Annotated in this window: 28 protein-coding genes and 2 riboswitches; of the genes, 10 read left to right on the forward strand and 18 right to left on the reverse strand. The window is 71.4% G+C overall.

Features of this window, described 5'->3' with window-relative positions:
• The first annotated feature begins 8 nt into the window (after positions 1-8).
• From ACN268_RS05800 to ACN268_RS05810, 3 genes are all read left to right on the forward strand, one after another.
• Entirely contained in the window at positions 9-1,415 is a 1,407-nt protein-coding gene (locus ACN268_RS05800; protein WP_421482107.1) for a cytochrome ubiquinol oxidase subunit I, read from the forward strand.
• 14 nt (positions 1,416-1,429) lie between these two features.
• Positions 1,430-2,428 (forward strand): cytochrome d ubiquinol oxidase subunit II, encoded by a 999-nt coding sequence (gene cydB / locus ACN268_RS05805; RefSeq protein ID WP_421482108.1) that lies wholly within the window; start codon positions 1,430-1,432, stop codon positions 2,426-2,428.
• 115 nt (positions 2,429-2,543) lie between these two features.
• Positions 2,544-3,746 carry a GNAT family N-acetyltransferase gene (locus ACN268_RS05810; protein ID WP_421482109.1) on the forward strand — a complete coding sequence of 401 codons (1,203 nt, stop codon included), beginning with the start codon at positions 2,544-2,546 and terminating at the stop codon, positions 3,744-3,746.
• A 72-nt stretch (positions 3,747-3,818) separates the two neighbouring features.
• Here ACN268_RS05810 and ACN268_RS05815 read toward each other — a convergent pair whose 3' ends face one another.
• Both ACN268_RS05815 and ACN268_RS05820 read right to left on the reverse strand, forming a co-directional pair.
• Entirely contained in the window at positions 3,819-4,520 is a 702-nt protein-coding gene (locus tag ACN268_RS05815) for a hypothetical protein (protein WP_421482110.1), read from the reverse strand.
• A 66-nt stretch (positions 4,521-4,586) separates the two neighbouring features.
• Positions 4,587-5,048: a peroxiredoxin gene (locus tag ACN268_RS05820; protein ID WP_421482111.1), complete on the reverse strand. Its 462-nt coding sequence runs from the start codon at positions 5,046-5,048 to the stop codon at positions 4,587-4,589.
• A 163-nt stretch (positions 5,049-5,211) separates the two neighbouring features.
• Between ACN268_RS05820 and ACN268_RS05825 the strand changes: the two genes are divergently transcribed.
• The gene (locus ACN268_RS05825; protein WP_421482113.1) at positions 5,212-5,940 is read left to right on the forward strand and encodes an SDR family oxidoreductase; all 729 of its coding nucleotides are present in this window, start codon (positions 5,212-5,214) and stop codon (positions 5,938-5,940) included.
• A gap of 20 nt (positions 5,941-5,960) precedes the next feature.
• Here the strand turns inward: ACN268_RS05825 and ACN268_RS05830 are convergent, their stop codons facing one another.
• Together ACN268_RS05830 and ACN268_RS05835 are read right to left on the reverse strand one after the other, a co-directional pair.
• Positions 5,961-6,086 (reverse strand): MFS transporter small subunit, encoded by a 126-nt coding sequence (locus ACN268_RS05830; RefSeq protein ID WP_421482114.1) that lies wholly within the window; start codon positions 6,084-6,086, stop codon positions 5,961-5,963.
• Complete coding sequence (locus tag ACN268_RS05835) at positions 6,083-7,498, reverse strand: OFA family MFS transporter (protein WP_421482115.1); 1,416 nt, start codon at positions 7,496-7,498, stop codon at positions 6,083-6,085. The genes ACN268_RS05830 and ACN268_RS05835 overlap by 4 nt, the downstream gene beginning before the upstream one ends.
• 503 nt (positions 7,499-8,001) lie before the next feature.
• Between ACN268_RS05835 and ACN268_RS05840 the strand changes: the two genes are divergently transcribed.
• Together ACN268_RS05840 and ACN268_RS05845 are read left to right on the forward strand one after the other, a co-directional pair.
• Positions 8,002-9,006, forward strand: a complete 1,005-nt coding sequence (locus tag ACN268_RS05840; RefSeq protein ID WP_421482116.1) for a tyrosine-type recombinase/integrase — start codon at positions 8,002-8,004, stop codon at positions 9,004-9,006.
• Between the two features lie 41 nt (positions 9,007-9,047).
• A riboswitch (ZMP/ZTP riboswitch) is annotated at positions 9,048-9,124 on the forward strand.
• A 13-nt stretch (positions 9,125-9,137) separates the two neighbouring features.
• On the forward strand, positions 9,138-10,127 hold the full coding sequence (locus ACN268_RS05845) for a bifunctional 5,10-methylenetetrahydrofolate dehydrogenase/5,10-methenyltetrahydrofolate cyclohydrolase (protein ID WP_421482117.1): 990 nt from the start codon (positions 9,138-9,140) through the stop codon (positions 10,125-10,127).
• Here the strand turns inward: ACN268_RS05845 and ACN268_RS05850 are convergent.
• Entirely contained in the window at positions 10,050-10,829 is a 780-nt protein-coding gene (locus ACN268_RS05850; protein WP_421482118.1) for an endonuclease/exonuclease/phosphatase family protein, read from the reverse strand. The two genes, ACN268_RS05845 and ACN268_RS05850, sit on opposite strands and share 78 nt — an antisense overlap.
• Before the next feature lie 190 nt (positions 10,830-11,019).
• Between ACN268_RS05850 and ACN268_RS05855 the strand changes: the two genes are divergently transcribed.
• Positions 11,020-11,778: a sulfite exporter TauE/SafE family protein gene (locus ACN268_RS05855; protein ID WP_421482119.1), complete on the forward strand. Its 759-nt coding sequence runs from the start codon at positions 11,020-11,022 to the stop codon at positions 11,776-11,778.
• Between the two features lie 54 nt (positions 11,779-11,832).
• Here ACN268_RS05855 and ACN268_RS05860 read toward each other — a convergent pair whose 3' ends face one another.
• Positions 11,833-12,447: a malonic semialdehyde reductase gene (locus ACN268_RS05860; protein WP_421482120.1), complete on the reverse strand. Its 615-nt coding sequence runs from the start codon at positions 12,445-12,447 to the stop codon at positions 11,833-11,835.
• A 97-nt stretch (positions 12,448-12,544) separates the two neighbouring features.
• Here ACN268_RS05860 and ACN268_RS05865 point away from each other — a divergent pair, with 97 nt between their 5' ends.
• Together ACN268_RS05865 and ACN268_RS05870 are read left to right on the forward strand one after the other, a co-directional pair.
• Complete coding sequence (locus tag ACN268_RS05865; RefSeq protein WP_421482122.1) at positions 12,545-12,892, forward strand: winged helix-turn-helix transcriptional regulator; 348 nt, start codon at positions 12,545-12,547, stop codon at positions 12,890-12,892.
• Between the two features lie 3 nt (positions 12,893-12,895).
• Positions 12,896-13,690, forward strand: a complete 795-nt coding sequence (locus ACN268_RS05870) for a GNAT family N-acetyltransferase (RefSeq protein ID WP_421482123.1) — start codon at positions 12,896-12,898, stop codon at positions 13,688-13,690.
• Here the strand turns inward: ACN268_RS05870 and def are convergent.
• Genes def through ACN268_RS05885 form a run of 3 tightly spaced genes read right to left on the reverse strand, consistent with a single transcriptional unit; the run spans position 13,670 to position 16,197 of the window.
• Positions 13,670-14,179: a peptide deformylase gene (def, locus tag ACN268_RS05875; RefSeq protein WP_421482124.1), complete on the reverse strand. Its 510-nt coding sequence runs from the start codon at positions 14,177-14,179 to the stop codon at positions 13,670-13,672. The two genes, ACN268_RS05870 and def, sit on opposite strands and share 21 nt — an antisense overlap.
• A 10-nt stretch (positions 14,180-14,189) precedes the next feature.
• Entirely contained in the window at positions 14,190-14,975 is a 786-nt protein-coding gene (locus ACN268_RS05880; protein WP_421482125.1) for a TetR/AcrR family transcriptional regulator, read from the reverse strand.
• A gap of 28 nt (positions 14,976-15,003) precedes the next feature.
• A complete protein-coding gene (locus tag ACN268_RS05885; protein ID WP_421482126.1) occupies positions 15,004-16,197 on the reverse strand; it encodes a chorismate-binding protein in 1,194 nt (397 codons plus the stop codon).
• A 123-nt stretch (positions 16,198-16,320) separates the two neighbouring features.
• Between ACN268_RS05885 and ACN268_RS05890 the strand changes: the two genes are divergently transcribed.
• Positions 16,321-16,521, forward strand: a complete 201-nt coding sequence (locus ACN268_RS05890; RefSeq protein WP_088647339.1) for a DUF5999 family protein — start codon at positions 16,321-16,323, stop codon at positions 16,519-16,521.
• A 119-nt stretch (positions 16,522-16,640) separates the two neighbouring features.
• On the opposite strand, the gene gcvP is transcribed toward ACN268_RS05890, so the two are convergent.
• From gcvP to odhI, 9 genes are all read right to left on the reverse strand, one after another.
• Positions 16,641-19,463, reverse strand: coding sequence for an aminomethyl-transferring glycine dehydrogenase (gene gcvP / locus ACN268_RS05895; RefSeq protein ID WP_421482128.1), 2,823 nt, complete (start codon positions 19,461-19,463; stop codon positions 16,641-16,643).
• A 78-nt stretch (positions 19,464-19,541) separates the two neighbouring features.
• Positions 19,542-19,639: riboswitch (glycine riboswitch) on the reverse strand.
• Positions 19,640-19,706: 67 nt separating this feature from the next.
• Positions 19,707-20,579 (reverse strand): NAD-dependent protein deacetylase, encoded by an 873-nt coding sequence (locus ACN268_RS05900; protein ID WP_421482129.1) that lies wholly within the window; start codon positions 20,577-20,579, stop codon positions 19,707-19,709.
• A 58-nt stretch (positions 20,580-20,637) separates the two neighbouring features.
• The gene (locus ACN268_RS05905) at positions 20,638-21,273 is read right to left on the reverse strand and encodes a hypothetical protein (RefSeq protein ID WP_421482130.1); all 636 of its coding nucleotides are present in this window, start codon (positions 21,271-21,273) and stop codon (positions 20,638-20,640) included.
• On the reverse strand, positions 21,270-22,499 hold the full coding sequence (locus ACN268_RS05910) for a globin domain-containing protein (protein WP_421482131.1): 1,230 nt from the start codon (positions 22,497-22,499) through the stop codon (positions 21,270-21,272). Before ACN268_RS05910 ends, ACN268_RS05905 begins: the two co-directional genes overlap by 4 nt.
• Before the next feature lie 2 nt (positions 22,500-22,501).
• Entirely contained in the window at positions 22,502-23,704 is a 1,203-nt protein-coding gene (locus tag ACN268_RS05915) for a nitric oxide synthase oxygenase (RefSeq protein WP_421486819.1), read from the reverse strand.
• A 395-nt stretch (positions 23,705-24,099) separates the two neighbouring features.
• Entirely contained in the window at positions 24,100-24,702 is a 603-nt protein-coding gene (locus ACN268_RS05920; protein WP_357927684.1) for a MerR family transcriptional regulator, read from the reverse strand.
• Between the two features lie 176 nt (positions 24,703-24,878).
• Positions 24,879-25,343: a bifunctional nuclease family protein gene (locus ACN268_RS05925; protein WP_088647333.1), complete on the reverse strand. Its 465-nt coding sequence runs from the start codon at positions 25,341-25,343 to the stop codon at positions 24,879-24,881.
• Between the two features lie 181 nt (positions 25,344-25,524).
• Positions 25,525-26,220 carry a MerR family transcriptional regulator gene (locus tag ACN268_RS05930; RefSeq protein ID WP_204928411.1) on the reverse strand — a complete coding sequence of 232 codons (696 nt, stop codon included), beginning with the start codon at positions 26,218-26,220 and terminating at the stop codon, positions 25,525-25,527.
• A gap of 50 nt (positions 26,221-26,270) precedes the next feature.
• Positions 26,271-26,723, reverse strand: coding sequence for an oxoglutarate dehydrogenase inhibitor Odhl (gene odhI / locus ACN268_RS05935; RefSeq protein WP_067311506.1), 453 nt, complete (start codon positions 26,721-26,723; stop codon positions 26,271-26,273).
• Positions 26,724-26,737 lie beyond the last annotated feature (14 nt).

The raw sequence follows: 26,737 nt of genomic DNA on the forward strand, positions 1-26,737 counted from the left end.
GGATCCCGGTGGACGCGTTGGACGTCGCCCGCTGGCAGTTCGGTGTCACCACCGTCTACCACTTTCTCTTCGTACCACTGACCATCGGACTGTCCGTCCTGGTCGCCATCCTCCAGACCCGCTGGCACCGCACCGGCGACGAGAAGTACCTCAAACTCACCAAGTTCTACGGCAAACTCTTCCTGATCAACTTCGCCATGGGCGTCGTCACCGGCATCGTGCAGGAATTCCAGTTCGGCATGAACTGGTCCGACTACTCCCGCTTCGTCGGCGACATCTTCGGCGCACCCCTGGCCATCGAAGCCCTCGTCGCCTTCTTCCTCGAATCCACCTTCATCGGCCTGTGGATCTTCGGCTGGGACCGGCTCCCCAAACGCCTGCACCTCGCCAGCATCTGGGCCGCCGCCATCGGCACCAACCTGTCCGCCTACTTCATCCTCGCCGCCAACTCGTTCATGCAGAACCCCGTCGGCTACCGCTTCAACCCCGACACCGGACGCGCCGAACTCACCGACTTCGTCGCCGTCCTCACCAACAAGGTCGCCCTCATCACCTTCCCGCACACCCTCGCCGGCGCCTTCCTCGTCGCCGGCGCCCTCGTCACCACCGTCGGCCTCTGGCACGTCATGCGCCGCCGCGACACCCCCGACACCGACGCCTACCGTCACGCCACCCGCTTCGGCGCCTGGGTCGTGCTCATCTCCGCCACCCTCGTCGTCCTCACCGGCGACATCCAAGGCAAGATCATGACCCAGGTGCAGCCCATGAAAATGGCCGCCGCCGAAGGCCTCTACACCACCGAAAGCCCCGCCTCGTTCTCCGTACTCACCGTCGGCAGCCTCGACGGCAGCCGCGAGGTCTTCGCCCTCAAGATCCCCTACCTGCTGTCCTACCTCGGCACCGGCGACCCCAACGGCACCGTCCACGGCATCAACGACCTCCAGGCCCAGTACGCCAGCCAGTACGGCCCCGGCAGCTACACCCCGATCATCCCGGTCACCTACTGGAGCTTCCGCTTCATGATCGGCTTCGGGCTCGCCGCCGCCGCCATCGCCCTGCTCATCCTCTGGACCCAACGCAAGGGCCGCACCCCCACCAACAGATGGCTGCTGCGCGCCGGCCTGATCATGCCCGTGCTCCCACTGCTCGCGAACTCCTTCGGCTGGATCTTCACCGAGATGGGCCGCCAACCCTGGATCGTCTTCGGCGAGATGCTCACCCGCGACGGCGTCTCCCGCAGCGTCTCCCTCACCGAAGTCCTCACCTCCTTCACCGCCTTCACCCTCATCTACGCCACCCTCGCCGTCATCGAACTCAAACTCCTCCTGCGCTACGCCCGCGCCGGCGTACCCGACGTCACCCCCACCCCCGACGACACCGACGACGCCGAGCGCCCGCTCGCCTTCGCCTACTGACCCGGAGCCCCACCGTGGAACTCACCACCATCTGGTTTCTCCTCGTCGCCGTGCTCTTCACCGGCTACTTCATCCTCGAAGGCTTCGACTTCGGCGTCGGCATGCTCCTACCCGTCCTCGGCCGCGACGACCGGCAACGCCGCGTCCTCATCAACACCATCGGCCCCGTCTGGGACGGCAACGAGGTCTGGCTCATCACCGCCGGCGGCGCCATGTTCGCCGCCTTCCCCGAGTGGTACGCCACCCTCTTCTCCGGCTTCTACCTACCCCTACTGCTCATCCTGCTCGCCCTCATCGCCCGCGGCGTCGCCTTCGAATACCGCCACAAGCGCCCCGAAGCCGCCTGGAAACGCCGCTGGGACCACGCCATCTTCTGGGGCTCCGCCATCCCCGCCCTGCTCTGGGGCGTCGCCTTCGCCAACATCTTCCGCGGCGTACCCCTGGACGCCGACCACGAATACGTCGGCGGCCTGCTCGACCTGCTCAACCCCTACGCCCTGCTCGGCGGCCTGACCACCCTCGGCCTCTTCCTCACCCACGGCGCGGTCTTCCTCGCCCTCAAGACCACCGGCGACATCCGCCACCGCGCCGGCACCCTCGCCGTCACCCTCGGCGTCGGCACCGCCGTCGTCGCCGTCGCCTTCCTCACCTGGACCCTCACCATCCGCTCCAACCCCGCCGCCATCGTCCTCGCCGCCGCCGCCGCACTCGCCCTGCTCGGCGCACTCGCCGCCGCCCGCGTACGCCGCGAAGGCTGGGCCTTCACCGGCACCGCCCTGGCCATCGCCCTCGCCGTCGCCACCCTCTTCACCGCCCTGTTCCCCAACGTCATGCCCTCCACCGGCGACCCCACCGGCACCCTCACCGCCACCAACGCCGCCTCCACCCCCTACACGCTGAAAATCATGACCTGGGTCGCCGTCGTCTTCACCCCGATCGTCCTCGCCTACCAAAGTTGGACCTACTGGGTGTTCCGCAAGCGAATCGGGGTACAGAACATCCCGCAACACTGAAAGACGCGCGAGGGGCGCGGGGACGCGGGGCCGGAGCGAGGGGGTCGCACCGGCCCCGCAACGCGTCCACCACAAACCCGTCGCCGACCCGCCCACCCACCGCTATCGTCGCCGCATGCCGCACGACCCCCACGTCCGGGAACTCACCGACGACGACCACGCCGCCGCCTGGCACCTCGGCCGCACCGCCTTCGGCTCCGACCCGCAACCCGCACCACCACCCACCACCACCCCCGGCACCACCCGCTACGGCGCGTTCGACCACACCGGCCGCCTCATCGGCAAAGCCGTCGACCTGCACCACCACCAGTGGTGGGACGGCCGCACCATCGCCGCCGCCGACATCGCCGGCGTCGCCGTCACCCCCGAAGCCCGCGGCCGCGGCATCGCCCGCGCCCTGCTCACCACCCTCCTACGCGGCGCACACGACCGGGGCGCCGCCGTCAGCGCGCTGTTCCCCACCGTCGCCGCCCCCTACCGCGCCTGCGGCTGGGAAACCGCCGGCACCCTACGCACCGTCAACCTCCCCACCGCCCTGCTCACCCGCCACCACCCCAGCCCACACCTCACCGTCCGCCCCGGCACCGCCGCCGACCTCACCGCCGTCGACGAACTACACACCCGCACCGTCCGCCACCGCCGCGGCCTACTCGCCCGCAGCGGCCCCCTGCACGACCACCACCGCACCCGCCACACCACCGACGACACCCTGCCCTACGACGGCCTCACCCTCGTCGAACACCACGGCCACCTCGTCGGCTACGCCGGCTGGGACCGCCGCAACCACTACGGCGACGACGGCACCATCACCGTCGAAGACCTCGCCGCCACCACCGCCGACGCCGCCCGCGAACTCGTCGGCATCCTCGCCAGCTGGCACAGCGTCGCCCCCACCCTGCGCCTCACCCTGCTCCCCGGCGACCCCCTCACCCCCCACCTGCCCGTGGAAAAAGCCCGCGAACACGAACAGGACACCTGGATGCACCGCCCCGTCGACATCACCCGCGCCATCCGCGACCGGGGCTGGCCACCACACCTGCACGGCACCGCCACCTTCACCCTCGACGACCCCCTCGCCGACTGGAACACCGGCACCTGGCACCTGGAGATCACCGACGGCCACGCCGACCTGCGCCGCACCACCACCCCCGCCGACCTGCACCTGACCGTCCGCGGCTTCGCCCTGCTCTACACCGGTGCCGCCACCGCCCGCACCGTCGCCCAGGCCGGCCTGCTGCACCACCCCACCGGCACCGACCCCACCCCACTCGACCTGCTCGCCGCCGGCGGCCCCGCCCAACTCGGCGACTACTTCTGACCCACCCCCACCGGGGGCCTGCGGGGCGACCGCCCCCCACCGGCCCCCACCACAGCCGTCACCGGCCCCACCTCACCGCGCCTCACGCAACTCCGCCAACCGCGCCTCGATCTCCGCCAACTCCGCCCGCAACTTCTCCGCCTGCTGCTCCGCCTCCGACCGCTCCGCCGACAGGATCTGCTCCACCGCCTCCTGCACCCCCGGCACATCCACCAACGCCACCATCCGCAACGCCTCCGCCGGCTTCACCACGTACGGCTTCGCCAACGCCTTCGCCCCCTGCTGCGCCGCCACCGTCCACTCACCGTCGGCATACGCCAACGTCACCGTCAAACCCGCCGGCCCCTTCGGCTTCGCCACCTTCGCCGGCCGACGCGCCGCCGGCTTCTCCACCGCCACCGACTGCTGCTCCACCTTCGGCTCCTCCCGCCTCTGCACCGGCACCCGGGGCGTGTCCAACACGAACTCCGGCTCCACCTTCGCCGCCGGCTCCACCTGCTCCACCACCGGCTCCGACTTCGCCTCCACCACCCGACGACCCGCACCCCGCGGCGCCACCGCCAGATCGGCGGGGGAGAAGGGCAACTCGTCGCGCCCGAACCGCACCACCACGAACTCGTCCGACACCGCCGGATCAGTCACCTCCACCACCTGACCCACCTGCCCGGCGATCTGCCCCGCCGACGCGGTGAACACCACCCTCGGCTTCCGCCCCGCCGCCAACGCCTCCCGGATACCCCGCACCTCGTCATCGGACAAACCCTGGCCCGCCATCACAACCCTCTTTCGTACACGTGTCTGATCCTGCCTTGATACCAGCCCACCACGACAACCCGACGATCAGCCCCCCAGCACCCGCAACGCCTCGTCCGCGTGCTCGTTCATCCCCAACTCGCTGTGCACCACCGCCAGCACCCGCCGGTCCTGACCGATCACGAACGTCATCCGCCGCGTGCTCAACGGCCCCAACGGCAACCGCCGCCGCACCCCGAACGCCTGCGCCACCACACCGTCGACATCCGACAACAACGGATAGTCGAACCCGTGCATCCGGGAGAACTCCGCCTGCTTCTCCACCGGGTCCCGACTGATCCCCACCCGCTGCGCCCCCACCGCCGCGAACTCCGCCGCCAGATCCCGGAAGTGACAACTCTCCGCCGTACACCCACGTGTCATCGCCGCCGGATAGAAGAACAACACCACCGGCCCCGCCGCCAACAACTCCGACAACCGCCGCGGCGCACCCGTCTGATCCGGCAGCACGAAATCCTCCACCCGATCACCGACACTCACACCCACCACACACCTCCACCGATCCGATCCGTCCGAAACGCGGTGAGCGTAAGCGATCACCCCACCCACCGCCGCGCCACCGCGCCACGTGAGCACCCACACCCTGCCCACCCACCGGCGCGGACGGTACCGTCACACCACCGCACACCGCACCGGCAGGGGAGCAGGGACAATGACCGCGGTCACCGTCATCACCGGCGGCAGCCGAGGCATCGGCGCCGCCACCGCCCGACGGCTCGCCGCCGCCGGCCACCACCTCGCCATCGGCTACCGCCACGACCACGCCGCCGCAGCCGCCGTCGTCGCCGACATCCACCGCCTCGGCCGCCGCGCCGTCGCCGTCCCCGCCGACACCACCGACCCCACCCAGATCGACCGCCTCTTCACCACCGCCGCCGACCTCGGCCCCCTCACCGCCCTGGTCAACAACGCCGGCGTCACCAGCCCCATCGGCCCCTTCACCGCACTGCGCCCCGACGACCTGCGCCGCGTCGTCGACGTCAACCTCATCGGGTACGTCCTCTGCGCCCAACAGGCCGCCCACCGGCTCACCCACGGCGGCGCCATCGTCAACATCTCCTCCGCCGCCGCCACCCTCGGCAGCCCGGGGGAGTACATCCACTACGCCGCCGTCAAAGCCGCCACCGACACCCTCACCATCGGCCTGGCCAAGGAACTCGCCCCCCGCGGCATCCGGGTCAACGCCGTCGCCCCCGGCATCATCCGCACCGACATCCACACCGACTCCGGCGTACCCGACCGCGCCGACACCGCCGCCGGGCGCATCCCCCTCGGCCGCGCCGGCGAACCCGACGAGGTCGCCGGCGCCGTCGCCTGGCTGCTCGGACCCGAAGCCACCTACACCACCGGCGCGGTACTACGCGTCGCCGGCGGCCTCTGACCGCCCAGCGCCATACCCTTTCACCCGGTGAACAGCCTCGCCGCCGTCAGCACCGTCTGCACCACCCCGTAACCCAGCAGCACCGACACCAGCGACCAGGAAACCCACAACCGGACCCGCTGCCCCCGGGGACCGTCCTCGTTCATCGCGCGCCACCCCTCCGCGTCGTCACCACATCCGTATCCCCGTCCCGCCCACCGGCCCGTTCGTGGTACCGCTGCGGCACCGGACGCACCAGCAGGTTCGCCACGAAGCCCACCGCCAGCACCCCGACCATCGTGAACAACGCCGGCCGGTACGCCGACGCCGTCAACGTCCCCGGCTCACCCTGCGCGTCCAGGAACGCGTTGACGATCAACGGCCCGGCCACCCCCGCCGCCGACCACGCGGTCAGCAACCGGCCGTGGATCGCCCCCACCTCGACCGTGCCGAACAGGTCCCGCAGGTACGCCGGAACGGTCGCGAACCCACCACCGTAGAACGACAGGATGACGCAGGCCAGCAGCACGAACAGCGCCGTCGCCGTCTGCCCGACCAGGGCCAGCGCCGCGTACAGCACCATCCCCACACCCAGGTACACCAGGTAGACCGGCCTGCGGCCGAGCACGTCCGACGTCGACGACCAGACGAACCGACCGGCCATGTTGAACAACGACAACAGGCCCACGAACCCGCCCGCCGCGGCCACCGACACCGCCGAGCCGCCCCCGTCGCGGAAGAAGTCCTGGATCATCGGGCTGGCCTGCTCCAGGATCCCGATGCCGGCGGTCACGTTGCAGAACAACACCACCCACAGCAGCCAGAACGCCCGGGTCCGCACCGCGTTCGCCGCCGACACGTTCGCCGTGGTCACCAGCGGCTTCGCCGCCACCGCAGCCGGATCGAACCCGTCCGGCCGCCAGTGCGCCGCCGGCACCCGCACGTTGACCACCCCGAACATCATGATCACGAAGTAGCCGACACCCAGCGTGACGAACAACCAGACCAACGCCGGTCCCGAGGCCGTCGACCCGGCGTCCGCCGGGTCGTACCCGGAGTCGTACAACGACAGCAGCTGACGCGACAACGGAGAGGCCACCATCGCCCCACCACCGAAACCCATGATCGCCAGACCGGTGGCCAGCCCCGGCCGGTCCGGGAACCACTTGATCAACGTGGACACGGGGGAGATGTAGCCGATACCCAACCCGATCCCGCCCAACAGCCCGTACCCGACGTACAACAGCCACAGCTGCCCGGTGGCGATGCCCAGCGCGCCGACGCCGAACCCGGCCGCCCAGAAACACGCCGAGACGAACATCGCCTTGCGCGGCCCGTTCGCCTCGACCCAGGTGCCGGCGACCGCCGCCGACAACCCCAGCATCACGATCGCGATGCTGAAGATCACCCCGATCGCCGTCTGGCTCGCGTCGAAGTGCGCGATCAGGGAGTTCTTGTAGACGCTGGTCGCGTAGACCTGGCCGATGCAGAGATGGATCGCCAGCGCCGCCGGGGGGATCAGCCAGCGGCTGTACCCGGGCGGCGCGACGGTGTGCCGACGGTCGAGTGCGGACAGCATCGGTGCTTCCTCTCCGGGACATCGCGGTGACGTGCCCCTCACATGCCCCCGCCGCCCACGGCGGGCAAACCGGTGCCGCGCCCAGCGGTCGCCCCGGTGAGCCGGACGGTCACCGCAGCCGCCCCGATGCTGATTCGATAATGTGCATTATGTAAAGTAAACCGGGAGAGGAGCCCCCTGCCGGCCTTCGGACACCCTGGATGCGACTGCCCACCTTCGGGGCCGCAACCGCTTCCCGCACCCGCGCGGTAGACGCCGCACAACGGCGGGCCGCGCCCTGCCGCGCTGATCCGACGGGACGCCTGTGCGGGTCAGGCAGCCGACGAGCCACCGGTGTCCCCGTGGGACGTCAGTTGGTGTGCGTGGACTGCCGGTGCGGACAACGACCCGAGCGGATGCCGGCAGGTGGAACCCGGCCCGGTCCGGATGCACTGCGGAACAGCCTGATGTCGCTCCCCTCCCCTGGGTGGCCGGCAACCCGAGAAAGCTGCATAATATCCCTTATGCATGACAAACAGGACGAATCGGTTGGACGGCTCATCGAGGAGTTCCTGACCGCGCGGGCCACCCGCAAGCCCTCCCCACACACCCAGGAGGCGTACCGGCGGGACCTGCTGGCCGTCGCGACACTGGCCGGTGAGGAGTGCACCCCTCCCCTGTCCCCCGACCAGTTGATGATCTCCACCCTCTCCCCCCGGGTGATGCGGGCGGCGTTCGCCCGGTTCGCCGCGCCCCGGGCGGCGGCGTCGGTGCACCGGGCCTGGTCGAGCTGGAACGGGTTCTTCTCGTTCCTGGTGGCCGAGCAGGTGGTGGCGGGCAATCCGATGCCGGCGGTGGGGCGTCCCCGGGCGCCGCTCCCCCAGCCCAAGCCGTTGCGGGGTGAGGACACCCCGGAGCTGCTGCTGGAGTCGGTGTCGCGGGAGGACGCGCGGCAGCGTGACCCGTGGCCGGAGCGGGACGTGGCGGTGTTGGCGTTGGCGTTGTGCGCGGGGCTGCGTCTGGCGGAGCTGTTGGCGTTGCGGGTGTCGTCGGTGTCGGGGCGGGCCGGTGAGCGTCGGGTGGCGGTGGCCGGTAAGGGCGGTCGGCCGAGGGTGGTGCCGGTCGAGCCGGAGTTGGACGAGGTGGTGTCGGCCTACCTGGACAGTCGGCGGCGGCGGTTCGGGGCGCGCAGCGTCCGACCGGACGGGGTGTTGTTCGTGGACCGGCGGGGTGAGCCGTTGCGTCGGGGCGGGTTGCAGTATCTGGTGGATTCCTGTTATCGGCGGGCGGGGATCACCGACCGGGTGCCGGCGGGTGCGCGGTTGCACGCGTTGCGGCACACGTTCGCGACCCGGTTGGCCGAGGACGGGGCGGGGGCGGCGGAGATCATGCGGTTGTTGGGGCATGCGTCGTTGGCGTCGTCGCAGACGTACATCGAGGTGACGGCGGGTCAGCAGCGGGCGGCGGTGCGGTCGAACCGGACGAACCGGGTGTTGGTGGGGTTGGTGTCGGGTGGGCCGGGTGAGTGATCGGGGCGGTGTGTCAGGGGGTGGGTGTGGGATGGTGTGGGTGGACGCGACTGGCGGCACGGGGATGGGTCAACCATCAGGGAGCTCGTCGCGGGGGTCGACCGCCTGGGCCTCCGTGGTCGAGGTGAGCCATGTCTGTTTCCTGTTCCCTGTCCCCCACGTCCGGTCCGGCCCGGTTGTTGCCGGGTGGGCCGGTGGCGGAGCGGATTCTCGCCGAGGTCGCCGAGGGGGTGGCGGCGTTGCGGGCGGTCGGGGTGGTGCCGGCGTTGGCGACGGTGCTGGTGGGTGACGACGACGCCAGTGCCGGGTACATCCGGATCAAGTCTCGGCAGGCGGCGGAGTTGGGGTTCGCGTCGCCGCACGTGCGGTTGCCCGGGTCGGCGTCGCAGGCGGATCTGCACCGGGTGTTGCGGGATTTCAACGACGACGCCGGGGTGCACGCGGTGTTGGTGCAGCATCCGGTTCCGGGGCATCTGGACTATGACCGGGCGTTGGAGGTGTTGGATCCGGATTCGGACGTGGACGGGATGCATCCGGTGAACATGGGCCGGTTGGCGTTGGGGTTGCCGGGGCCGTTGCCGTGTACGCCGGCGGGGATCGAGGCGTTGTTGGCGTTCCACGGGGTGCCGGTGGCGGGGCGGGAGGTGGTGGTGTTGGGTCGTGGTGCGACGTTGGGGCGTCCGTTGGCGATGTTGTTGGCGCAGAAGCGGCCGACGGCGAACGCGGCGGTGACGGTGGTGCACACGGGGGTGGCGGACTGGCCGCGGTACACGCGGCGGGCGGAGATCCTGGTGGCGGCGGCGGGGGTGCCGGGGATCGTGCGTCCGGAGCATGTGCGTCCGGGTGCGGTGGTGGTGGGTGGTGGGGTGCGGTACGAGGGTCGTCGGTTGTTGCCGGATGTGGACGAGTCGTGTGCGCGGGTGGCGGGGGCGATCACGCCGCGGGTGGGTGGGGTGGGTCCGACGACGGTGGCGATGTTGTTCCGTAACGCGTTGCGGGCGGCGCGGCGGGCGTGCGGGGCGGGGGTGCCCGGGTGGGGCGGTTCAGCCGAGGTCGACGACGAGGGGGCGGTGGTCGGAGATGGTGGAGCGGGGGGTGGCGGTGGCGGTGACCGGGGGTAGCCGGTGCCGGTCGTGGGGGTCGGCGAGGATGTGGTCGAGTTGCACGCGGGGTGCGGTGGCGGGGTAGGTGGGGTGGCGGGCGAGGGGTTGCCAGCCGGTGAGGAGGCGGGCGGGGCCGGCGGGGAGGTTGAGGTCGCCGAGGAGGATGCGGGGGGCGGGTAGGGCGCGTAGGGCGCGTACGACGCGGCGGAGTTGGTAGGCGTTCCAGCCGGGGACGAAGGACAGGTGGGTGGCGGCGGCGGTGAGGGGGCCGTGGGGGGTGTCGAGGACGGCGGCGAGGACGACGCGGGGTTCGTCGCGCAGGAGGATGAGGCCGCCGCCGGGGCCGGGGGCGTAGAGGGGTGAGCGGATGGGGGCGGGTTTGAGGCGGGTGACGTGCCAGCTGCGGACCCGGTGGCGGCTGATCAGGCCGATGCCGTAGCAGGGTTCGCCGTGGCCGTCGTCGTCGTGGCGTAGGGGGCGGAAGTGTTCGCCGGGGGTGCCGACGACGGCGGCGGCGAAGCGGTGTTCGGGGGCGTCGAGGGCGTGGGCGGCGATGGTGGTGAGGTCGTGGTGGCCGCTGCGGGACTGGTCGCGGTCGACTTCCTGGAGGGCGAGGATGTCGGCGTCGAGGGCGTGGACGGCGGCGGTGAGCCGGTCGGGGTCGACGAGTCCGTCGGTCAGGGAGCGGCCGTGGAGCAGGTTGAAGGTGGCCAGGCGCACGTGTGCACCCTACGTGGCGTGGGACAGTTGCTGGATGATCAGGTTGTTGTGTTGTTCGGTGCTGGTGTTCGTGGCGGTGGGTGTGGTGGGGATGTGGTTGCGCAGGCGGCGTGGGCGGTGAGGTGGGCCACTCGGGTGGGTGGGTGGCCGGGTGGGGTGGGGAGAATGGCGGGCCGTGGATGCTGTGTCGTTGACGACTCTGCTGACTGCGGCTGCCCTGGCGGGGTGGGTGGATGCGGTGGTGGGTGGGGGTGGGTTGTTGTTGTTGCCGGCGTTGTTGGTGGCGGCGCCGGGGGTGCCGGTGGCGACGGCGTTGGGGACGAACAAGTTGGCGGCGATCTTCGGCACGTCGACGGCGGCGGTGACGTATGCGCGGCGGACGGAGCTGGACTGGGCGGTGGCGGGTCCGGCGGCGGGGTTGGCGGTGCTGACGGCGGGGTTGGGTGCGGCGTTGGCGGGTGCGGTTCCGGGTAGCGCGTACCGGCCGGTGGTGCTCGTGGTGCTGGTGGCGGTGGCGGTGTTCGTGCTCGCGCGGCCGTCGCTGGGTGTGGTGGCGTGGCCGCAGCGGCGGACGCCGGTGCGGGTGGTGGTGGCGGTGGGGGTGGCGGGTCTGGGTATCGCCCTGTACGACGGGTTGATCGGGCCGGGTACGGGCACGTTCCTGGTGTTGGCGTTCACGGCGATTCTGGGTTCGGATTTCGTGCACGCCTCGGCGATGGCGAAGGTCGTGAATGCTGGCACGAATCTGGGTGCGCTTGTGGTGTTCGGGTTGACTGGGCACGTGTGGTGGGCGTTGGGTGCGGTGATGGCGGTGTGCAACGTGGCGGGGGCGGCGGTGGGGGCGCGGATGGCGTTGCGTCGGGGTGCGGGGTTCGTGCGGGTGGTGTTGCTGGTGGTGGTGTTGGCGTTGGTGGCGAAGTTGGGGTACGACCAGTGGCTGGCCGGCTGAGCGTGGGTGGCGCTCGGCCGGCCAGCCGGGGTTGGTGCGGGGTGTGTCGGTGGGTCAGGCGTGCCGGACGACGGTGTCGTAGTCGAGGCGGGGCAGCCGGGGGTGCCAGGCGTCGGGGCCGGGGTGGCCGATGTTGACCAGGAGCAGGGACTTCCAGCCGGTGCCGGTGAAGAATTCGTTGTCGACGCCGGTGGCGTCGAATCCGCCCATGGGTCCGGCGGCGAGGCCGGCGGCGCGGACGGCGAGGAGGAAGTAGCCGACCTGGAGGCCGGCGTTGAAGCGGGCCATGCCGTCGCGGGTGGCGGGGTCGGCGGCGAAGTGTTCGCGCATGCCGGGGCGGATGGGGAAGACGGTGTCGAGGTGTTCGTGGAAGTCGGTGTCGGCGGCGAGGACGGCGACGACGGGTGCGGTGGCGGTCTTGGCGCGGTTGCCCTCGGCGACGTGGGTGAGGAGGCGGTCGCGGCCGTCGCCGGGGCGGACGAACAGGACGCGCAGGGGTTGGACGTTCATGGCGGTGGGTGGGTACTTGGCGAGGTCGAAGATGGCGCGGAGTTGTTCGTCGCTGACGGGGGTGTCGGTGAAGGTGTTGGCCGTGCGGGCTTCGGTGAACAGTTGGGCCTGGGCCTGCGGGTCGAGGGTGATCAGGTGGCCGGGCAGTACGTCGGTCATGGTGTCCTCCGGTCGGAACGACGATTACTGCGACCAGAGTAGCAGCTAGTTTTTTCGAAGCTACTAGGGTGAGTTGCGGACCACGTATGCTGGGACGATGACGACGTGCTCCCCGACCGACGGCGGGCCCCGCGCCTGCCCCGGGGGGCTGTCCCGGGCGTTCGCGTTCCTCGGCAAGCGGTGGAACGGCATGATCCTCGGCACCCTCGCCCAGGGGCCGGCCGGCTTCGCCGAGCTGGCGCGGGCGCTGCCCGGCATCAGCGAGTCGGTGCTGTCGGACCGACTCGGTGAGCTGGCCCGGGTGGACCTGGTCAGCCGCACGGTGCGCGAGGGTCCCCCGCTGGGCGTCAGCTACCAGTTGACCGGGCGGGGCGCGGCCCTGCTGCCGGCGCTGGACGAGCTGGCCCGGTGGGCCGACGAGAACCTTCCCACGGGTCGTTGCTGACCGGTGCCGGTCCGCGCCGAACACGACCGTGCCGTGCTGGCCGCGCTGCTGCGCCGTGATCCGGTGCTGCACGCCTACCAGCTGGGTGACCTGGACGAGTTCTTCTGGCCGTACACGTCGTGGTTCCGGCGCGGTGACCAGGTGGTGCTGCTCTACCACGGGGCGGTCGAGCCGGTGCTGCTGGCGTTCGCCGCGCAGCGCGACAGCGCGGCCATGGCGGCGCTGCTCGACGAGGTGGCCCCGGTGCTGCCGGCCCGCCTGTACGCGCACCTGTCCCCCGGCCTGGAGCGGGTCCTCGCGGGCCGGTACGTCCTCACCCCGGCCGGGGCGCACCTGCGGATGGCGTTGACCGACCCGGGGCGGCTCGCCGGCACCGCCGCCACCGGTGAGGTGCTCGACGCGGCGGACCTGCCGGCGTTGCGGGACCTGTACGCGGTGGCGTACCCGGGGAACTGGTTCGACGCGCGGATGCTCGACACCGGCCACTACGTGGGGATACGCGAGGGCGACGCGCTGCTGGCGGTGGCCGGGGTGCACGTGTGGTCGCCGACGTACCGGGTGGCCGCGGTGGGGAACGTGACCACCCGCCCGCAGGTGCGGGGGCGGGGTCTGGGCGCTGCGGTGGTGGCCGCGTTGTGTGCCCGGTTGGCGGCGAGCGTCGACCATGTGACGTTGAACGTGCGGGCCGACAACGCGGTGGCGGTGCGCCTCTACGAACGGTTGGGGTTCACCCGCGTCGCCGGGTTCGGCGAGTACACGTTGACCGTCGGGGCGGGGTCAGCCGCGTCGGCGGGGTGAGTCGAACCGGCCGGCGCGGATCTCCCGCAGGGCCTTGCGGCGGACGTCGCCGCGCAGGGTGTCGACGTAGAGCCGGCCGGCGAGGTGATCGGTCTCGTGTTGCAGGGCGCGGGCGAGGAAGCCGCTGCCGGAGATGGTCAGCGGGTCACCGTGCCGGTCGACGCCGTGCACGGTGGCGTGCAGGGCGCGGCGGGTCGGGAAGTACAGGCCGGGGATGGACAGGCAGCCCTCGTCGTCGTCCTGGATGTCGTCGGACAGTTCGATGGTGGGGTTGATCAGGTGTCCCCGGTGGCCGTCGGCGTCGTAGACGAACACCTGGGCGTCGACGCCGATCTGGGGGGCGGCGACACCGGCCCGGCCGGGTTCGCCGGTGAGGGTGTCCATCAGGTCGTCGACGAGCTGCTGCAGGGCGGCGTCGAAGCGGGTCACCGGGGTGCAGGCGGTGCGCAGGACGGGGTCACCGATGATCCGGATCGGGCGTACGGTCATGTCGGGAAGGCTATCGGGGGGTCGCCGGTGGCGGTGAGTCGGCGCACCGGTCGGCGATGAGCGCGGCGATGCCGTCGAGGACGCGGGCCAGGCCGAACTCGAAGGCGCGGGTCGGGTCGGTGGCGGCCTGGTACTCCTGCCCGGCGGCGGCGCCGACCCGGGCGGCGGTGGGGAACCTCGCCGGGTCCATGACCTTCTCCAGGTAGGGGGCGTGGGCGTGCCACCACTGTTCGTCGGTGAGGCCGGTGCGACCGGTGGCCTGGGCGGTCTCCACCGCGCCGCGTACCGCGCCGTGGACGTAGGAGTCGACGAGGGTGACCACGGCGTCCATCTCCAGGTCGGTCAGGCCGGTGCCCTCGACGGCGCGTAGTTCGTAGTCGTAGCGGGCGGTGACCTGGGGGCCCAGCGGGGGGCGGGTGGTGGCGACCTGCAGCAGCCACGGGTGGCGCAGGTACAACGCCCACTTGTCCCGGGCGATGCGCTCCAGTCGGCCGCGCCAGCCGCCGGGGACGTCGGTGGGGCGGGGGGTTTCGCCGTGCACGGTGTCGAGCATGACGTCGAGCAGTTCCCCCTTGCCGGGCACGTGCGTGTAGAGGGACATGGTGCCGACGCCGAGACGTTCGGCGACCCGACGCATGGACAGCGCGGCGAGCCCCTCGGCGTCGGCGACGTCGATGGCGGCCCGGACGATCTGGTCGACGCCGAGGTCGCCGCTGCGGCTGACCCGCTCGCGGGTGCGCCACAGCAGGGCGAGGCTGCGGGCGGGGTCACCGGTGCCGCTGTACTCGACGTGCATGTCCGCCACCCTAACGGCCCGGGTGCGCTCAGCCGGCGGCGAGCAGGGCCCGTAGCGGGGCGGCCTTCGCGGCGGCCTCGGCGACCTCGGCGGTGGGGTCACTGTCCCAGGTGATGCCGCCACCGGCCCACAGGTGCAGCCGGTCGTGGTCGGCGGCGGCGGTGCGGATGGTCAGGCCCAAATCGAGGTGGCCGGGGCCGATCCAGCCGAACGCGCCCATGCCGGCGCCCCGGCCGACGGGTTCCACGGCGGCGATCAGCGCCAGCGCGGCGTGTTTGGGCGCGCCGGTGACCGAGCCGCCGGGGCAGGTGGCGCGCAGCAGGTCGGTCAGGCCGGCCCCGTCGGCGAGGGCCGCCGACACGGTCGACTCGGCCTGCCACAGGTCACACCAGCGGCGGACGGTGAACAGGTCGTCGACGGTCACCGAGCCGGTGCGGGCGATGCGGGCGAGGTCGTTGCGTTCCAGGTCGACGATCATGATGTGTTCGGCGCGTTCCTTGGCGGAGGCGAGCAGGTCGCGGCGGCCGGCCGGGGTGGCGGGGCGGGTGCCCTTGATGGGGCGGGTGACGACCCGGCCGGCGTGCACGGCGACGAGGGTTTCCGGTGAGGCGCAGCCGATGCTCCAGCCGTCGCCGTGCAGGGTGCCGCCGTAGCGGGCGCCGGGTAGTCCGGCGAGGCGGGCCAGGGCGGGCCGGGGGTCACCGGTGTAGGTGGCGGCGGCGTGGCCGACCACGTTGACCTGGTAGACGTCGCCGCGGGCGATGGCGGCGCGGACGGCACGTACGGCGTCGGCGTGCTGGGTGCCGGTCCAGCTGTCCCGCCACGGGCCGAGCCGCAGCCGGTCGGGTGCCGGTGCGGCGGGCGGCGGGCGGCGGGGGCCGTGGTCGTAGACGACGACGGCGACGTCGGGCAGGGCGGGCACGGGGCTGGCGGGGCCGGTGGGTGCGCCGGCCATCCGGGCCCCGGCGGCGGCGGAGACGAACAGGGCGGCGCCGCAGGGGCCGTCGGCGCGGTGGGCCGCCGGGCGGGTCAGGTCGTCGACGGGCAGGCCGTGGGCGGTGAGGAAAGCGGTGATCTGCGCGGCCGGGTCACCACCGTCGGTGATCTGCCACTCGTAGCGGTCGCGTTCGACGAGCACGCTGCGGCAGGGGGCCGGCACTGCGGGTACGTCGACCGGGACCGTTGGGAGCGTTTCCACGCCGGGTGGCTGATTCCTCCTCATCCGTTCAGCGGATTTCCGGGCAACATGGCGGAAGGCTGCTCGATCCGGTGCGCCGTCCCTTGGTACTGTGCGTCACTGGTCATGTGAACCATGACACAGTGCCCCCACAGTCCGGAGAACCCGATGTGCCAGCACCAGATCCCCTGTCCCTCCGCCGAAGCGACCGACCGGGACGCCGCCCGAGTCATCGCCTGCTTCCCTGAGCAGGGCTGGAGCCTGCTCTGCAACGGTGTCATCGTCTTCGAGGACACCGGTGAACTCCTCCCTGACGGCAGCACCATCGCCCCGCACCGCGGGCCGGCCCGGCACGCCCTCGTCGCCTGACCCGATCACGATGCGTCGGCGACGCCGACCCGTCGCACCAGGCTAGCCCCCACGTGGGGGCCGCCCTCCCCCGGTCGCCGCACCGGGGCGGCACACGACCGCCGCCCCGGCACCGCGCCTCAGTCCTGGAACGCCTCCGGCGCCGGACACGAACACACCAGGTTCCGGTCGCCGTACGCGCCGTCGACGCGCCGCACCGGCGGCCAGTACTTCCCCACCCGGTCCACCCCGGCCGGGTACGCGCCCACCGACCGCGGATACGGGTGCGGCCACTCGTCCCCGGACACCATCGCCGCAGTGTGCGGGGCGTTGCTCAGCGGGTTGTCCCCCGCCGGCCACCGCCCCGACGCCACCTCGTCGATCTCCGCCCGGATGGCGATCATCGCGTCGCAGAACCGGTCCAGCTCGGCCAGGTCCTCACTCTCGGTCGGCTCCACCATCAGCGTCCCCGCCACCGGGAACGACATCGTCGGCGCGTGGAACCCGTAGTCGATCAGACGCTTCGCAACGTCGTCGACACTGACCCCGGTCGCCTTCGTCAACGGCCGCAGATCCAGGATGCACTCGTGCGCCACCAGGCCCTTGTTGCCGGTGTACAGCACCGGGAAGTGGTCGCGCAGCCGCACCGCCACGTAGTTCGCGGCCAGCACCGCCACCCCCGTCGCCCGGGCCAGCCCCGCCGCGCCCATCATCCGCAGGTACGCCCACGGGATCGGCAGGATGCCCGCCGACCCGTACCGGGCCGCCGAGATCGCCGGCGCACCCGCCACCCGGGCACCCGACGGGTCACCCGGCAGATACGCCGCCAGGTGCTCCCGCACCGCCACCGGACCCACCCCCGGCCCGCCGCCGCCGTGCGGAATGCAGAACGTCTTGTGCAGGTTCAGGTGCGACACGTCCGCCCCGAACCGGCCCGGCTTGGCGAACCCGACCAGCGCGTTGAGGTTCGCCCCGTCGACGTACACCTGGCCGCCGGCGTCGTGGACCTTCGCGCACAGCGACGCGATGCCCGTCTCGTACACGCCGTGCGTCGACGGGTACGTCACCATGATCGCCGCGAGGGCGTCCCGATGCTTGTCGATCTTCGCGTCGAGGTCGACCAGGTCGACGTTGCCGTCGGCGTCACAGCCGACCACCACCACCCGCATCCCGGCCATCACCGCCGACGCGGCGTTCGTGCCGTGCGCCGACGACGGGATCAGACACACGTCCCGGTGACCGTCACCCCGGTCCCGGTGGTACGCGCGGATCGCCAACAACCCGGCCAGCTCCCCCTGCGACCCGGCGTTGGGCTGCACACTGACCGCGTCGTAGCCGGTCACCTCCGCCAGCCACCCCTCCAGCTGCCCGATCAGCTCCCGGTAACCGGCGGTCTGCTCGTCCGGGGCGAACGGATGCAGATGGGCGAACTCCGGCCACGTCACCGGCTCCATCTCGGTGGTCGCGTTCAGTTTCATCGTGCACGACCCCAACGGGATCATGCCCCGGTCCAGGGCGTAGTCGAAGTCCGCCAGCCGACGCAGGTACCGCAGCATCGCCGTCTCCGACCGGTGGCTGCGGAACACCGGATGGGTGAGGAAGTCGGTGTCCCGCGCCAACCCGGCCGGCACCGCCTCCGCCACGTCCCCGACGACCGGGTCCACCCCGAACGCCTCCCACACCACCGCCAGGTGCCCCCCGGCGGTCGTCTCGTCACACGACACCCCCACCCGGTCGGCGTCGACCAGCCGCAGGTTCACCCCCCGCTCCCGCGCCGCCGCCACCACCCGCGCCGCCCGACCCGGCACCACCGCCGTCACCGTGTCGAAGAACACCCCGTCGACGACCTCGACGCCACCGGCGCGCAGCCCCGCCGCCAACCGCAGCGCCATCGACCGGGTACGGTCGGCGATCCGCCGCAGCCCGTCCGGCCCGTGGTACACGGCGTACATGCCGGCCATCACCGCCAGCAGCACCTGCGCGGTGCAGATGTTGCTGGTCGCCTTCTCCCGCCGGATGTGCTGCTCCCGCGTCTGCAACGCCAACCGGTACGCCGGCTCACCGGCCGCGTCCCGGGACACCCCGACCAGCCGACCCGGCAGCATCCGCTCCAACCCGGCCCGCACCGCCAGGTAACCGGCGTGCGGCCCCCCGAAGCCCATCGGCACCCCGAACCGTTGGGTGGTGCCCGCCGCGATGTCCACCCCGATCCGCCCCGGCGCCCGCAGCAGCGTCAACGCCAACAGGTCCGCCGCCACCGTCACCAACGCGCCCACCGCGTGCGCCGCCGCCACCAGCGGCGCATGGTCCCGCACCAGCCCCGACGCCCCCGGATACTGCAGGTGCAGCCCGAAGAACTCCGCCGGCAACTCCTCGACGGCCAGGTCCACCACCCGCACCTCGATACCCAACGGCTCGGCCCGACCGCACAGCACCGCGACGGTCTGCGGCAACGCGTCGGCGTCGACCACGTACACGGCGCTGCGGCTCTTCGACGCCCGCCGCGCCAACGTCATCGCCTCCGCCGCCGCGGTCGCCTCGTCGAGCATCGACGCGTTCGCCGTCGCCAGACCGGTCAAGTCCGTCACCATCGTCTGGAAGTTCAGCAGCGCCTCCAACCGGCCCTGACTGATCTCCGGCTGGTACGGCGTGTACGCCGTGTACCAGGCCGGGTTCTCCAGCACGTTGCGGCGGATCACCGCCGGGGTGTGGGTGCCGTGGTAACCCAGACCGATCATCGACACCGCCACCGTGTTCCGGGACGCCAACGCCCGCAGCTCGGCGATCGCCTCCCGCTCGGTGGCCGGCGCCGGCAGATCCAACGCCCCGTGCCAGCGGATCACCTCGGGGATCGCCGCGTCCATCAGCTCGTCGATCGACCCGTACCCGACGGCCTCCACCATGCGGCGCTCGTCGTCCGGGCCGGGACCGATGTGCCGGTCGGCGAACTGCTCTACGGTCATGCGTGACGCTCCTGACTCAGGCGGCGAGGTCGACGGATCGGCCTCCCCCTGAGTCACGCCACGGGCGCTCCACAGTGCCTGCCCGTCGCGGTCCTTCTGCCTGAGAGGTTCCGGGGAGAATCTGCCCCTTCGGCGCCGCCCGGATACTGCTGGGCGATCTCTCCCGCGCGGGTGGTGTCGGCATGGTCAACGCTACCAGCGCCCCCGTTACCGACGGATGTCGTACCCCCGCCCGGGTGGATGTCAGCCGGCCGGCACCAGACCCGACCCGGGTGGCACGGCCGCCGCCACCCGGTCGGCGAGCGCCGGCAGGAACCAGCCCAGCGGTGCGTCCACCCGCAGCGTCGCATACCCGTCACCGCGGGTGGGACCCTGGTTGGCGATCACCACCGGAATGCCCGACTTCGCCGCCCGCAGCACGAACCGACGCCCCGACAACACCGTCAACGACGACCCCAGCACCAGCACCGCCCGCGCCGCGTCGACCATCGCGAAACACCGCGCCACCCGCGCCGCCGGCACCGACTCCCCGAAGAACACCACGTCCGGTTTCAGCATCCCCGCGCCACAACAGCCGCAGTCGACCATCCGGAACCCGGCCACCCGGGCGTCATCGAGATCCACGTCACCGTCGGGATTCACCACCGCCACCGTCGCGTCGAACCCCGGATTCGCCGCCACCAGCCGCCGGTGCAGCTGCGCCCGCGCCGTTCGGTCACCGCAGCGCAGGCACACCACCGTGTCCAGGCGGCCGTGCAACTCCACCACCTGCCCGCTGCCCGCCGCCGTGTGCAGACCGTCGACGTTCTGCGTGATCACCCCGTCGACCAGGCCGGCGGCCTGCAACCGGGCCACCGCCCGGTGCCCGCCGTTCGGCGTCGCCCCCACGATCGTGCGCCACCCCAGGTGACTACGCGCCCAGTACCGTCGCCGCGCCGCCGCATCCCCGACGAACGCCTGGTACGTCATCGGTGTGTGCCGGCGGGCCGCACCCGTCGGCCCCCGGTAGTCGGGGATACCCGACTCGGTGGACAGGCCCGCCCCACTCACCACCACGACCCCACCGGCCGCCACCAGCGCGGCCACCGCGTCGATCGTCTCCGTCACCCGTCCCATGCTGCCTCAGCGACCCCACCCGCGGCGACCCGCACACGCGCGTGCGGGTCGCACGGGGTCAACCGCCCAGCACCGCCCGCAGCTGCGCACTGGCCCCACCGGCCGCCGCCGCGTCCGCCCGCAGCTGCTCCGACTGCGCCGCAAGATACGACTGCCACCGGTTGAGCTGTTGCTGCGCCGCAGCGACCGCCGCCAACGCCGCCGCGTGCCGCTCCTCCAACGCCTGCAACTTCCCCGCCAACTCCGGCGACGGCACGGCGGCCGGCGCAACCGCCGCACCCACCTCACCGGCCCGCCGGTGCGCATCGGCGAGGATCTCCTCCGCCTGCCGCCGCGCATCGGCGATGATCTCCGCGCCCTCCGCGCTGGCCTCACCGATCGTCCGGTTCGCCTCGTCCTGCGCCCGCATCGCCAACTCGACGGTCATCGGATCCGGTCCCTGCGGCGCGGTGCTCGGCAACGTCCCGTGCCGCAGCATCTCCACCTGACTCAGCAGCCCCTGGTTCTCCCGCCGCTGCCGCTCCAACTCCGCCGTCAGCAACCCGATCCGGTCGTCGGCCGCCCGCACCACCGCCGCGACCTCGTCGGCGGACAACCAGTGGCTGCCCCGGAACCGCCGCTCCTCCAACACCGACAACTGGCGGGCGATCTCACCCTGCTCGGCCAAAACCCGGTCGGAGTGGTCGACGCTCATCGGGCACCTGTCCCACTGAAGTCGCGCGGGCCCACGGCACCGGCCTCGGCGAGCGGCGGATAGAGAGAATGATCATAGCTCTCGGTCAGGATCTGCTCCGGCGCCACACCCGCACGCACCAGCATCGCCACCGTGTCCCGGGTCATCTCCGGACTCCCACACACCAGGATCTCCGTGTCCACCCACGGCCCCAACCGCACCGCCGTGTCACCCGCCCGACCGATCGCCCCCTGCCAACCCCAGCCCGTCTCCACCGTCGGCACATACCGCAACCACCCCGCGCCCGCATGCTGCCACCCCGCCGCCGGCGGCATCGCCGCCAACCGCGACAACGCCGCCTCGTCGTACAGGTCATCCGGGGTACGACCACCCACCACCAGCGTCGTACGCCGCCCCGCGCCCTGCTGCACCGCCTCCACCACCGCCCGCAACGGCGCCAACCCCGTCCCACCGGCGATCAGCAACAACGGCAGGTGCGGCGACCGGTCGTACGACGACAACGCCGACCCCGTCGGATGCCCCAACAACAACCGCTCCCCCGCCCGCAACCGGCGCACCAGATACGTGGAGAACCGGCCCGCCGCCCGCACGTGGAACTCGATCGTCCCGTCCGCCCGAGGCGCGTTCGCCGGCGACAGGTACCGCCACGTCCGCAACTGCGGCACCTGCACCGGCAACGACTGCCCCGGCCGGTAGTTGCACAGATAGTTCGGACGCACCGTGAACACCATGATGTCGGCGCGACGACGCTCCGCCGTCACCACCTCCGCCTCCCAGTGCGGCGGCGACGACAGCTCCGCCTCCGCCGCCCCGTCGAGCATCATCTTCGCCACCAGCTCGTACGCCGCCGCCCACTGCGCCCGCAACGCCGGGGTGAAGTACGGGCCGAGGAAACGCTCCAACGTGGCCAGCAACGCCTGACCCACCCAGATGTAGTGCCGCTCCCCCAACACCACCGGGTTACCCCGCTGGTCGTGGCCGTGGAACCGCCGGTGGTCCGCACCCAACCGCTGCGCGAACGCCGTCAACGCCTCCGGATCGTCCAAACTGGTGATGATGTGACCCAACGCGGCCAGGAGCTTGTCCTCCTGGTACTGCATGTTCGTCGGGAACATCGACCGGGCCTCCGGCGACACCACGAACAACGTGGCATAGAAATACTTCGCCGCCTCCGGCCCGGCGGCGGAGAACTGGCTCCAACTCTGGCGCAACGCCGCGTTGTCCATCGTCAGTCCTCCTGCGCGCGAGCCACGTCGTGACGCTCACGCAACGTCATCGCCACCACACCATCCGGGTCGTAAACGCGGTCAGTCTGCCAGAGATTCGGATTCGGGACCCGGGTGTCGTAGTAACGGTGATGCACCGCATGCAACGCCGCCCACCCCACACTCCCGTTCAACCACGACCAGTCACCGTGCACCGGCCGACCCGCCCGCTCCTCCTGCGCACAGAACTTCATGAACAACTCCGACTCGGTGTGCGGATCGGACACCCGCACCCCCGCCACCCGGAACGAGTGCAGCACCGCCTGGTTCAACACCAACGCCGCATGCTCCCGCCACAGGGTGTCCTCCCGCGACGTGTCCAACCCCAACCCCGCCGCCACCACCGGCAACTGGTCGTACCGCTCCCGATCGCCCATGTTCCGGGTCCCGATCTCGTCACCCAGATAGTGACCGTTGAACGGCGCGCAACTGTAGTCGACCCCGCCGATACGCAGACGCATGTTACTGATCACCGGTAGCGCATGCCAACGCAGCATCAGATCCGCGAACCACGGATGATCCGGATGGGTCAACGCCACCTCCCGCACCAACTCCCGCGGCACCTCCCACACCGACGGCGACTCGTGCGCCGTCTCGATCACCCACGGCAACAGATCGAACCGACCCGGCACCGGCGGCGGACGCCACCCCAACCGGCGGGCCGCCCGCACCATCGCCACCTGCGCCGGATCACCCAACACCCCGCCATCGGCACGCACATGACCGCAGTACCGCACCAACTGGTCGTTCCAGATCCGCGCCCGCGGACCCACCCCCGGCCGGTCCGGCGCGAACACCGTGATCACCGACTGGATCCGACCCCCGTTGTCCCCCGCCGCCAGATGCGCCGCCAACTCCTGCGCGATCCCCGCCGCCGTCGTCACGTGCCGACGGTCCCGCACCCGCAACCCCGCCCACCGCACCCGACCCACACACCGCGCCGACTGCCGCCACGCCACCTTCGCCCCGTACTCCAACTCCTCCCGGGTGTGCCGGTACGAGCCGGTCAACGCGACCTCCTCCCGCACCTCCGCCAGCCGCGCCGCCAACCCCGGCAGCTGCCGCTCGGCGTGCAACGCCCCCAGGAACTCCGTCGCCTCGGCCAGCACGTCCCCATCGGAGCCGACCGGCTCGGCAGGCGACGCGGCGGTGACCGGGCAACGCAACTCGGCGGCATGATCGGCGACAGCACCGCCGGCCCGCGCGGAACCCAGGCCGACATAGTGATCGATGTGCACTTCGGTTCGTTTCCCGTCCTCGGCGGGACCACGGATGCGACCCCCGCACCATGCTCCACGCATCAGCTCGACGCCACCACCAACCGTCACTCACCGTGACCCGATCGGTGTCTCTGGTGATCGCCCTGGACAGGATTCCTGGCCGGAGAACACCTGTCAACAACAGCGCTCCATCCCAGAACGTCCCTTATGGACGGCAACGGCGGCCCGACCCACCCCCGGGACCACCAGAGTCCACCCGGCACACCGAGCCGAATTCCGGCACCACCCGGACACGACGACGCCGCGACCGGAACCCGGCCGCGGCGTCCACACCACCTGAATCAACCCGCCCGACGCCGCGCCCGCCGCGCCGCCAACTCGTCCCCCACCACCTCCGACGACACACCCTCCTGCGCCGCCGGTACCACCTCACCACCACCCGGCACCGCCGGCTCCGCCGGCAGATGCGACAACGAACCCTGGATCTCCTTGAACGCCCCACCGATCGCGATCCCGAACACCCCCTGGCCACCCTGCAACAGATCCACCACCTCCTCCGGGGACCGGCACTCGTACACCGTCGTCCCGTCCGAGATCAGCGTGATCCCCGCCAGGTCCTCCACCCCACGCGACCGCAACGCCTCGATCGCCTTACGGATGTTCTGCAACGAAACCCCGGCGTCCAGCAGCCGCTTCACGACCTTCAACACCACCAGATCGCGGAACGAGTACAACCGCGACGTCCCCGAACCCGACGCGTCCCGCACACTCGGCACCACCAGCGTCGTCCGCGCCCAGTAGTCCAGCTGACGGTAACTGATCCCCGCCGCATGACAGGCCGTCACACCCCGGTAACCAACCGCACCGTCCCCGTCCACCGGCACCGACGGCGCCACCGACTCGCCCCGCTCCACACCTGGCTCAGGCTCCCGCGGCTCGTGCATCCCGACAACCTCCCCGTCAGTGCGGTAACACGCCGGTGCCACCGACGCACACCCCTCGACACGGCAACCCTAACGCCGCACCAAGCGGTTACCACGGAGAAACCGCCGCGACACGCCGCGCGACGACACACCACGACACCGGCATCGCCACCGCGACACCCACGACGAAGCCACGATCAGCCCGCGAAATCCTCCGGACGCACCTGCTCCAGGAACTCCCGGAACTTCTCCACCTCATCCTCCTGCTCGTCGGGAATCACGATCCCCGCCTCACTGAGGACCTGCTCCGCACAACGAATAGGCGCACCCACCCGCAACGCCAACGCGATCGAATCACTCGGCCGGGCCGACACCCGCACCCCGTCACCCAGCAACAGATCAGCGTAGAAGACGTTCTCCTTCAACTCGGTGATCTCCACCGCCCGCAACGGCGCCTGCAACGCCGCCAGCACGTCCCGCAACAGATCATGCGTCAACGGCCGGGCCGGTTTGACCCCCTGCTGCTCATAAGCGATGGCCGTGGCCTCGACCGCACCGATCCAGATCGGCAGATAGCGGTCGCCCTCGACCTCCCTGAGCAGGACGATCGGTTGGTTGCTGGGCAGCTCCACCCGAACCCCGACCACGCTCAGCTCGCGCACCGCCGCCTCCGTGTCGTTGTCGCCTACACCCGCACCGCGCCCCGTCCCTGCACGGTACACGGACCACGACACGGCAGTCCCCACCGCACCAGCCCCGCACCGCGCCGGAAAAGGGGTTACCCCGGCAAGCCTACGGCACGCTTCCCGGGGCAGAACCTTCCGCACACACCAGCCGAACCCCTCACCGACCCAACGTCGACCGCAACCCCACCCGCACCAACGCCGCATGCAACTGCTGCGACAACGCCACCAACTCCCGCGCCGTCTCCGCCGCCCGCGCCCGCGCCGCCGGATCAGACTGCCGCGCCAACGGCGCCACCAACTGCGCGAACAAACCCACCTCACGATCCGCCGACGACCGGTAACCCCGCAGATGACGAGGCTCCAACCCGTACGCCGCCAAACCCGCCACCGCCCGCGCGATGATCAACGCATCCGCGTCATACCACCCCGGCGGATCCGGCACCAACACCCCGAGCCGCTCCAACTCACCCAACGTCGACTCGGCGATCCCACTACGCGCCACCAGATCGGCCCGCCCGAGCCGCACCTGCGACTCAGGCTCCTCCGCCGACCGGCCCGGCACCTCACCACCGGGACCCACCGCCACCAACGTCGGTCGCTGCCGACCCGGCGCCTCCTCACCACCGTCCCACTGCGCCAACTGCTCACGAATCACCCGCAACGGCAGATACTGATCACGCTGCGCAGTCAACACGAACCGCAACCGGGCCACATCATCCCAGCTGTACTTCCGGTACCCCGCCGCCGTCCGCTGCGGCTCCACCAGACCCTCGGCCTCAAGGAACCGCAACTTCGAAATCGTGACGTCCGGAAACTCCACCCGCAGCTGACCCAACACCTCACCGATACTCATCAGCGGGTGCGACCGGGCCGCCCCGGACGGCATGGAGGCCGCAGGCTCGTTCACCCCCGGCCGGCCTCCTCCTCCGGGCGAGGACCGGCGATGAACACCACCCGGAACTTACCGATCTGCACCTCGTCGCCATTACTCAACGTGGCAGCCTCCACCCGCTCCCGGTTCACGTAGGTGCCGTTCAGACTCCCCACATCCCGCACCGTGAACGTCCCGGAATCCCGATGGAACTCCGCATGCCGCCGCGACACCGTCACATCGTCCAGGAAGATGTCACTGTCCGGATGCCGGCCACTCGTCGTCACATCATGGTCCAACAGGAACCGGGCACCCGCATTCGGGCCCCGACGAACCACCAGCAGCGCCATACCCGGCGGCAACGAGCCGGACATCCGACTCGGCACCACATCGGTGTCCGGACCCTCCAGCACTTCGTCCAACGAACCGAGATTGAGCGTCGAAGTGACGTCGAGCGGGGGGAACTCGTCGCCTGGGCGCGTCATGGGACCACCTCACG

It is taken from the genome of Micromonospora sp. WMMD735, from assembly GCF_049178995.1.
Taxonomy (GTDB): Bacteria; Actinomycetota; Actinomycetes; order Mycobacteriales; family Micromonosporaceae; genus Micromonospora; species Micromonospora wenchangensis.